The following is an 8,157-nucleotide window of genomic DNA, read 5'->3' as shown; positions in this document are numbered from 1 at the left end:
AAAAAACAACTGCCGCCTCATCACTTTAGATTGGTATCAGACGAGAGCTTGAAGCTTTCAGCCTCAGCAGCATTCACAATTTACGAATAGAGGTAGTATTCTCTAGTCGTTGTCTTGCAGGGTTTGACGATGAATCGTCCAGTCGGAGTTACTATTGTTGCCACACTTCAACTGGTTGGGGCTATTCTAATTCTGATAGGGAGTTTGGGAATCCTGTCATTCAGAGACGCGATCGCTCAAGAAGTCTCTCCAACACCCTCTGTTGCTCAGGCAGGTTCTTTTGTCGTCGGGTTTGGAATTTTTCTGCTGCTTCTGGGGTTGATAGGTTTACTGCTTGCCTATGGGCTATTTATGCTGCAATCCTGGGCTTGGGTCGCAACGCTGGTTCTGGAAGGCTTCAAAACCTTGAGTAACTTATCAACAGTAGCAACAGGCATCGGCAGTCGAGGCATTGCTGTCTTCCAGCTGGTTATTAGCGCGATCGTGCTCTACTACCTGCTGCGATCGGAAGTCAAGCGAGCCTTTGGGCGCAGAGCCGCAAGCTAGCCTCCAATCGGCTTTTCAGGTGGGCGGGGGGAAGCCTCTGGGACCGATAGAGCATCTTTTGCCGATAAACCTTCGCCTTGAGAGCCAAAATACCACAGCGCGGCTGCCGCTTCGGCACGGGTAACGGTCTTTTTGGGCTGAAACAGGGTGGTGTAGCCAAAGGCGCGACGGATATTAGCTAAGTCGCCATTTTGGTAGTCGGCAATCACGGCACGCTGGGCTTTGGGGTCTATTTTGGCGGCATCCTGGAAGCCCCAGGTTTGCTGAAGGGTGTCTAGGTTGGCGTTAGGGAGCGATCGCCGGATGTCAACAGGCACTTTCCAGAGAACCATGTCTTCGCGAGTCAGCGGCGCATCAGGGCGGAAGCTGACGGGGGAGCCATCGCCTGATAGGGCGCTAGTGATTAACCCAGCGTTGGCCAAGCCCTGGATGGCGCCAAAGTCCGGATCGCTGACGGGCACGTCTGGAAAAGCAGGGCGATCGGTAGATGTCCCTAACCGCACCTGGCGACCCGACTGATTGGCGTAGATTTGGTTATTGGCAGCTACCAGCCAGCGGGCATATTCGCGGCGGGTAATGGCTTGGTTGGGCTTAAAAGTTGGGCTATTGGAAGTCGTGTTGCTGGAGGCAGACGATCGCAGGGGTAGCGCTCCCAATTTGAGCAGATCAGTAATATATTTTTGGAGTTCTGGAGGCGTCTGATTGAGATCGGCGTAGCTTGAGGTGGCGGCAGATCGATCTGGGCTTTGAGCCACGTTAGTCTGGGCATCTGGCGTCTGTGCCTCTGAGGACAAACCGGATGGCGGCACAGGTCCCACAAAAGCGGGATCGCCTGGTTGAGGCAAGCTGGTTTGGGACGATGGATTAGAGGATTGACCTACGCCCTCTGAGAACTGATAGCTGAGCGTGAATTCTGTCTTGCCTACAGCATTTGAAGCAGTAGCCTCAGAAGAGGCGCTAGAGCTTGCAGTGCCCACCGTAACTCGCAGGTTGTCTCGCGACGCAACGATCGCTCCAGAAACCCCAGGCTGATCTAACTGCCAGCCATTGGTCTTCAGACTGTCCTGATAGAATTGCCGCACTTGGTCGCTAGAGTCAGCCGTTGCCCAACGAGTCTGGGTGGGCTGAGCCACTTCAGAGGTGATAGGCTGCGTCACGGCAACCAAATCCGCGTTGGGATAGCGAGGAATTTCGCCCGGAAATCCGGCAGGAAGCTGCGCCGTGCCGCTCTCCAATGATCCGTTAGGGCTATCATTGGGCGATGCCTCAGCGATCGCTGGACTTTCCTGAAGCCTGGGATCGGCTGCCAGCGATCGCTCCAAATTTGCCGCCCATGGCGCGTTGGAACAGGCACCTAAAGGCAATATGCCACAGGTCATTAACCCCATCCACAAGGCAAAAGATTTGAGTGAAGACATGGCTAAATCGCTACTCTAGATTTCGCGCCGACTCCACAACCTTACCGTGAATCCACGTTAGTCCGCAGGTGCGCTTTACTGAACCGCCAGGTGAGGATAGCCGCCGCAACTGCCAAGCCAATTGCCAGCCCCCACCATAGCCCCACGCCTCCCCAGCCTAGCGGAAAGCCCAAGACATAGCCGCTGCTAAACCCTACGCACCAGTAGGCGAAAATGCCAATCAGCATCGGGACTTGGGTGTCTTGGATGCCCCTTAAAGCGCCGACAGCCGTCACCTGAATGCCATCTACCAGCTGAAACACGGCGGCAATGCCTAGCAGAATCTTTGCTAAGTCTACGACGGCAAAGTTTTCAGGATCGTGAATGTCTAGATAGAGAGAGACGATCGCCTCCGGAATAGTCCAAAATACCAGCCCCATCAGCGCCATAAAGACTGCCCCCACACCCATACCGAGATAGCCAGCTCGCTTTGCTCCCGCTAGATTATTTTTTCCCATTTCCTGACCGACTCGGACAGTCGTGGCGTAAGAGATACCCAGCGGAATCATAAACGTCAGCGCTGCCGTCTGAAGCGCAATTTGGTGAGCTGCCAGGGTCACAGTTCCCAGTTGCCCCATGAGAAAAGTGGTGAGGGTAAAGAGTCCGGTTTCCATGGCTGCCAAAACGCCGATCGGCACACCAATCTGGACTAAATCCCAAAACATCCGCTTTTCAAACCGCTGCAAGTGATGAAAGATCCGGTAAGTTCGCAGCTGAGGCTGCCAGAGCACATAAAGCGTCAGCGCCAGAAACATCCCCCATAGAGACAGAACGCTGGCGCAGCCAATGCCAACAATGCCCAACGCCGGAAATCCTAACTTGCCCAGCATTAGCACATAGTTAGCAGCCACATTGAACAACGTGCCAATCACCATAATCACAATAACGGGTCGGGGCTGCGAAAGTGCAGAGACAAAGTTTCGCAAGACGGCAAAGCCCAAAGCGGGAAAAATACCCCAGGCGATCGCTCTTAAGTAGGCGCTTGCCAGCCGAGTATTTTGCTCTTCTTGCCCCAAGATCTGCATCAGCACACCGCCCTGCCACAGCAGCACTGTACTAGGTAAGGCAATTACAGCAGCCAGCCACAGCCCTTGGCGTACCACATGACTGACCTCCTCGGTTTTACCTGCCCCAAATGCGGCAGCAGCTAAAGGACTCACAGATGCCAAAATGCTTGTGCCAATCAGCAAAAGACAGGTAAACAAACTCGCCCCCAAGGCTCCTGCAGCTAGGGTCTGCTGTCCTAAAATGCCCATCATTACGGTGTCTACAAATCCTGTAGCGGCTTGAGCTAACTGGGCACCTGCCAGGGGAATGGCTAAATGCAGCAGCAAGTGAGTCTCTTTGACCCATTGCGATCGGGTCAGGGTAAATGGCATGAATCAGAATTAGAGTAGGCTGACCTGTTTGACATAAAAGAACCTTAGCAGACGCATCAGCTCTAGTCTTCGCCTATGTTGACGATTTTCCTAATCAAGAACTCCGCCGCGAGCGGACGGAGTATGAACAGCCAACTCTTCTTGCCAATTACTTACGACGCAAGCGGCGGGGAATCTACCCGTAGAGATTGAAATGAATTCCTGCTATATTGACAAATTTTCTCAATAGTGAGTATAGTAATTGCAGTGTTCTCCTCTCAAAGGATCGGCAGGTGGGATTAGTCGTAAGGCTAGTCCCCCATTTTTTAAGCATTAATCTTCAAATGGATATTGACCTTCAAAACTGCCCCTTATCTTATGGCAACGTTTTAGGTTTGGGGTTCATAAATCGATAGACTGATAGGAAAGGTTTTATCCGTCTTTGAAATCTATGGATTCTGTTTCTGAGCCGCTGACTGATCGCGCCCTGCTGAGTTCTCCGCCTGAAGCTTTTGATGTAATCGTAATTGGGTCTGGCATCGGTGGGCTGGTGACGGCAACTCAGCTTGCAGCAAAAGGGGCGGCGGTGCTAGTGCTAGAAAGCTATGTGATTCCAGGGGGTAGCGCCGGATATTTTGAGAGAGAGGGCTATCGGTTTGATGTCGGGGCTTCGATGATTTTTGGGTTTGGCGATCGCGGCACCACCAATCTCCTAACCCGCGCCCTACAAGCCGTCAACGTCAGCTTAGAAACGCTGCCCGACCCGGTACAAATTCACTATCACCTGCCGAACGGCTTAGATCTAAAGGTTCATCGGGATTATGAGAAATTCTTGCAGGAGTTGATTGCCCATTTTCCCCACGAGGCGCAGGGAATTCGGCGGTTTTATGACGAGTGCTGGCAGGTGTTCAACTGCCTCAATGTGATGGATCTGCTGTCTCTAGAAGAGCCACGCTACCTGACACGCGTTTTCTTTCAGCATCCGTTTGCCTGTCTAGGGCTAGTGAAATATCTGCCACAAAATGTGGGAGACATTGCCCGTCGCCACATCCAAGATCCGCAGCTGCTCAAATTTATTGACATGGAGTGCTACTGCTGGTCGGTAGTCCCTGCCGATCGCACGCCTATGATTAATGCGGGCATGGTGTTTAGCGATCGTCACTATGGCGGCATCAATTACCCGAAAGGCGGCGTCGGTCAAATTGCTCAGAAGCTGGTGGAAGGGCTAGAGAAGGCAGGGAGCCAGATTCGCTACAAAGCCAGGGTAACGGAAATTTTGCGGGAGGGCGATCGAGCCGTGGGGGTGAGGCTGTCGTCGGGTGAAGTCATTCGCGCTAAAAAAATCGTTTCTAACGCCACCCGCTGGGATACCTTCGAGAAGCTATTACCCAAAGATCAAATGCCCCTGGCTGAGCAGAAATGGCAGCAGCGCTATGAAAAGTCACCGAGCTTCCTGAGTCTGCACCTAGGGGTGAAGGCGGAGGTTTTGCCGTTGGGTACCGAGTGTCACCATATTTTGCTGGAGGATTGGCAGAAAATGGAGGAGGCGATCGGCACAATTTTTGTCTCCATTCCTACCCTGCTCGACCCAGACCTAGCCCCGGTAGGACATCACATCATCCACGCTTTCACGCCAAGCTGGATGGAATCCTGGCAGGATTTGCCGCCCCACGAATATGAGGCAAAAAAAGAGCAGGTTGCAGGTAGAGTTCTTGAGCGATTGGCAGTCATTTTTCCCGGTCTAGAAGCAGGATTAGACTACATGGAAGTCGGCACGCCTCGCAGCCATCGCCGCTTTCTGGGGCGACAAGACGGCACCTATGGGCCTATTCCGGGGCGCAAGCTAATGGGTCTGCTGGGAATGCCGTTTAACCGGACTGCCATACCCGGACTCTACTGCGTCGGCGACAGCACTTTTCCTGGACAAGGGCTAAACGCAGTTGCCTTTTCGGGGTTTGCCTGTGCCCACAGAATTGCCGTAGATTTAAGGCTTTAATCGCCGATCGGTAGCAAGGCACACAAAAAGATTAGGACGCTTCAACTTTACAATGAACGATTGATGCGATTCGCACTTGGCGAGTAATGCCGAATGACAAAACTCAGACTATAGCCTTACGTAAGCCCTACGTAATTGAGTTAGGGCGAGTTATTTTTTGAGAGCCGCGCTCCGTGCGGCTCTCAAAAAATAACCCATTGGATCTAAGCGCGTAGCGCTATATTCAGGTCATATTAGCTCTAAAAGTCAATCAACACTAGCCAACTCAACCTATCTGCAATGAAACGAATTCGACTTTTGCTGACTCTGTTCTTCACTGCCATTGCGGCAGCTTTTCTAATTACCGCCTGCAATGGTGGAACGACGACTTCAGGTGCAAGTCCTGGCAAGTCTCTAACGATGGCAACCTCTGCCGACTATCCGCCCTTTGAATTTGTGTCTTCGGCAAGCGGGACTCAGGAAATTGTTGGGTTTGATATCGATATCGCCAAGTATATTGCTGAGAAGACGGGCTATTCCCTGCAAATTCAAAATATTGACTTTAACGGACTGCTGCCCGCTCTACAGTCCAAACGAGCAGACTTTGTAATGGCAGGCATGACTCCGACTGAAGAGCGGAAGAAAAACGTTGATTTCTCTGATATCTATTACGAAGCAAAAAACACGATCGTTGCTAAGAAGGGCGCTAACTTAACCACAGGAGCCAGTTTGTCTGGCAAAAAAGTGGGGGTTCAGCTCAGCTCAATTCAAGAAGGGGTTGCTAAGAAAATTCCAGGCGTCACTCCAGTAGCGCTCAATCGTATTAGCGAACTTGTGCAAGAACTCAAAACGGGAAGAATTGACGCGGTGATTATGGAAGACACCGTTGCCAAAGGATTTACTGCTACTAATACTGAGCTTGAATTTAACGTCATTCCCAACGAAGAGCAGGCAGGTTCGGCGATCGCTTTTCCTAAAGGATCAGCGCTCTCAGCTGAATTCAATCCAGTTCTTAAGGAAATGATTGCCAGCGGTAAAATCGAGGAATTGGTAACGAAATGGTTTGGTGACAATTCCCCTGCGGCTGCTCAGACACCCGCTACATAGACCGATGGGTTGCGTTTTAGGTAAGCTGTTGATTTTTTGAAAGGTACGCTGTACGTCTTTCAAAAAATCAACAGCTTGATCGAAAATAATCCTGTCTATTTGCGTACTTTTTCCATCGATTTTTGATAGTAAACTACCTACAAAATCAAGGTACAAAAATTAAGGATGGACGCTAATTTCTTTGAAGCAGCTTTGAATTCTTCACCGTTTCTGGCAAGAAGTCTAGCGCAAACTGGAGGACTCAACCTAGATTTTTCCAAGATTGCACCTGACATTCCCTTTATCCTTACCGGAATTTGGGAAACGCTTAGGTTTACATTGACATCGGCTGTGTTTGGATTTGCTTTAGGAACCATTCTTGCAGTTTTTAAGATTTCAGAATTTAAGCCTTTGAAATGGTTTGCGGACTTTTACACCTCAATCTTTAGAGGAACTCCGCTACTTTTACAAATCATCATTATCTATTACGCCACTCCTCAGCTAACAGGTTACGCCATTCCAGCCTTCATCGCAGGAGTCGTGACGTTTTCCCTCAATTCAGCCGCCTATACCTCAGAAACTATTCGGGGAGGCATTGCAGCGATCGATCGGGGGCAACGAGAAGCTGCCATGACGCTGGGAGTTAAATATCCTCTGATGATGTGGGATATTATTTTGCCTCAAGCCTTCAAAAACATTTTGCCTTCGCTGGTGAATGAAAGCATTGCGCTCTTGAAAGATTCTTCTCTCGCTTCCGTCATCGGAGTTGAGGAGTTGACGCGTCGAAGTCAAATTGTGGCTGGACAGAAGTTTATCTTCTTTGAACCCTATATTTTCGTGGGTATTGTCTACTACATCATGATTGTAGGACTGACCTGGTTTGCAGAACGTTTTGAAAGGAGAATGCGCCTCAGTGATTAGAACAGAGTTTCTCTCTAAATCTTTTGGAAAACTAAACGTTTTAAAGGATATTTCAACCGAGATTGGGCAAGGTGAAGTTGTTGCGATTATCGGTCCTTCGGGTTGCGGTAAATCAACTTTTTTACGCTGCCTAAACCTCTTGGAAATGCCAACTAGAGGCAGAGTTTACATCAACAATGTCGATATTACTCATCCCAAAACGGACGTCCGGAAAGCTCGGCAGAACATGGGCATGGTGTTTCAGCACTTCAATTTGTTTCCCCACAAAACGGTGCTAGATAACGTAATCTATGGCCCAACCAAAGTGAAGCAAATTCCTAAGGGTGAAGCGGAAGATCTGGGTTTGAAGCTGCTGGCTCAGGTCGGACTATCTGAGAAAGCGGGCGTTTATCCTTCCAGACTTTCAGGCGGACAGAAACAGCGGGTGGCGATCGCTCGCTCGATGGCGATGCAGCCTGAAGTAATGCTATTCGATGAACCAACTTCTGCTCTCGATCCGGAAATGGTAAAGGAAGTGCTAGACGTAATGAAAGGGTTAGCCAGCACCGGAATTACAATGGTGATCGTCACCCATGAAATGGGATTTGCCCGTGAGGTTGCAAACCGAATTCTGTTCTTGGATGGCGGCGGTGTTGCCGAGGATGCTCCCCCAGAAGTTTTCTTCTCAACGCCCAAGAGTGAACGTGCCTGCCAGTTTCTAGAGAAAGTTTTATAGTCTCAGACATCTACAGCTGTATTCACCTGATTGGGACGGGGACATTTTGGGTGGCGCGCGGAGCGCGCCACCCAAAATGTCCTAAAGAAATTAAAGAAA

Annotated in this window: 5 protein-coding genes and 1 pseudogene; 4 read left to right on the top strand and 2 right to left on the bottom strand. The window is 50.4% G+C overall.

Annotated elements, in window-relative coordinates:
- The first annotated feature begins 129 nt into the window (after nucleotides 1-129).
- Nucleotides 130-546: a hypothetical protein gene (locus AC5JMP_RS17850; RefSeq protein ID WP_495852839.1), complete on the top strand. Its 417-nt coding sequence runs from the start codon at nucleotides 130-132 to the stop codon at nucleotides 544-546.
- Here the strand turns inward: AC5JMP_RS17850 and AC5JMP_RS17845 are convergent.
- Together AC5JMP_RS17845 and AC5JMP_RS17840 are read right to left on the bottom strand one after the other, a co-directional pair.
- Entirely contained in the window at nucleotides 543-1,964 is a 1,422-nt protein-coding gene (locus tag AC5JMP_RS17845) for an S-layer homology domain-containing protein (protein WP_495852838.1), read from the bottom strand. The genes AC5JMP_RS17850 and AC5JMP_RS17845 overlap by 4 nt on opposite strands.
- Before the next feature lie 41 nt (nucleotides 1,965-2,005).
- Nucleotides 2,006-3,382 (bottom strand): MATE family efflux transporter, encoded by a 1,377-nt coding sequence (locus AC5JMP_RS17840; protein ID WP_495852837.1) that lies wholly within the window; start codon nucleotides 3,380-3,382, stop codon nucleotides 2,006-2,008.
- Between the two features lie 430 nt (nucleotides 3,383-3,812).
- Between AC5JMP_RS17840 and crtH the strand changes: the two genes are divergently transcribed.
- The 3 genes and pseudogenes from crtH (at nucleotide 3,813) to AC5JMP_RS17825 (ending at nucleotide 8,058) form a co-directional block, all read left to right on the top strand.
- Nucleotides 3,813-5,357 carry a carotenoid isomerase gene (gene crtH, locus AC5JMP_RS17835; RefSeq protein ID WP_495852836.1) on the top strand — a complete coding sequence of 515 codons (1,545 nt, stop codon included), beginning with the start codon at nucleotides 3,813-3,815 and terminating at the stop codon, nucleotides 5,355-5,357.
- 279 nt (nucleotides 5,358-5,636) lie between these two features.
- Nucleotides 5,637-7,343: pseudogene (locus tag AC5JMP_RS17830) on the top strand (ABC transporter substrate-binding protein/permease).
- Nucleotides 7,336-8,058 carry an amino acid ABC transporter ATP-binding protein gene (locus AC5JMP_RS17825; RefSeq protein WP_495852835.1) on the top strand — a complete coding sequence of 241 codons (723 nt, stop codon included), beginning with the start codon at nucleotides 7,336-7,338 and terminating at the stop codon, nucleotides 8,056-8,058. The pseudogene AC5JMP_RS17830 and the gene AC5JMP_RS17825 overlap by 8 nt, the downstream one beginning before the upstream one ends.
- Nucleotides 8,059-8,157 lie beyond the last annotated feature (99 nt).

This window comes from Drouetiella sp. (assembly GCF_059504425.1).
The sequence above is the reverse complement of the archived record's forward strand: the minus strand, read 5'-3'. Positions and strand labels throughout refer to the sequence as shown.

Coding starts and splice junctions, on each gene's coding strand:
- AC5JMP_RS17850 (WP_495852839.1), top strand. CDS start 130: ATGAATCGTCCAGTCGGAGTTACTATTGTTGCCACACTTCAACTGGTT.
- AC5JMP_RS17845 (WP_495852838.1), bottom strand. CDS start 1,964: ATGTCTTCACTCAAATCTTTTGCCTTGTGGATGGGGTTAATGACCTGT.
- AC5JMP_RS17840 (WP_495852837.1), bottom strand. CDS start 3,382: ATGCCATTTACCCTGACCCGATCGCAATGGGTCAAAGAGACTCACTTG.
- crtH (WP_495852836.1), top strand. CDS start 3,813: ATGGATTCTGTTTCTGAGCCGCTGACTGATCGCGCCCTGCTGAGTTCT.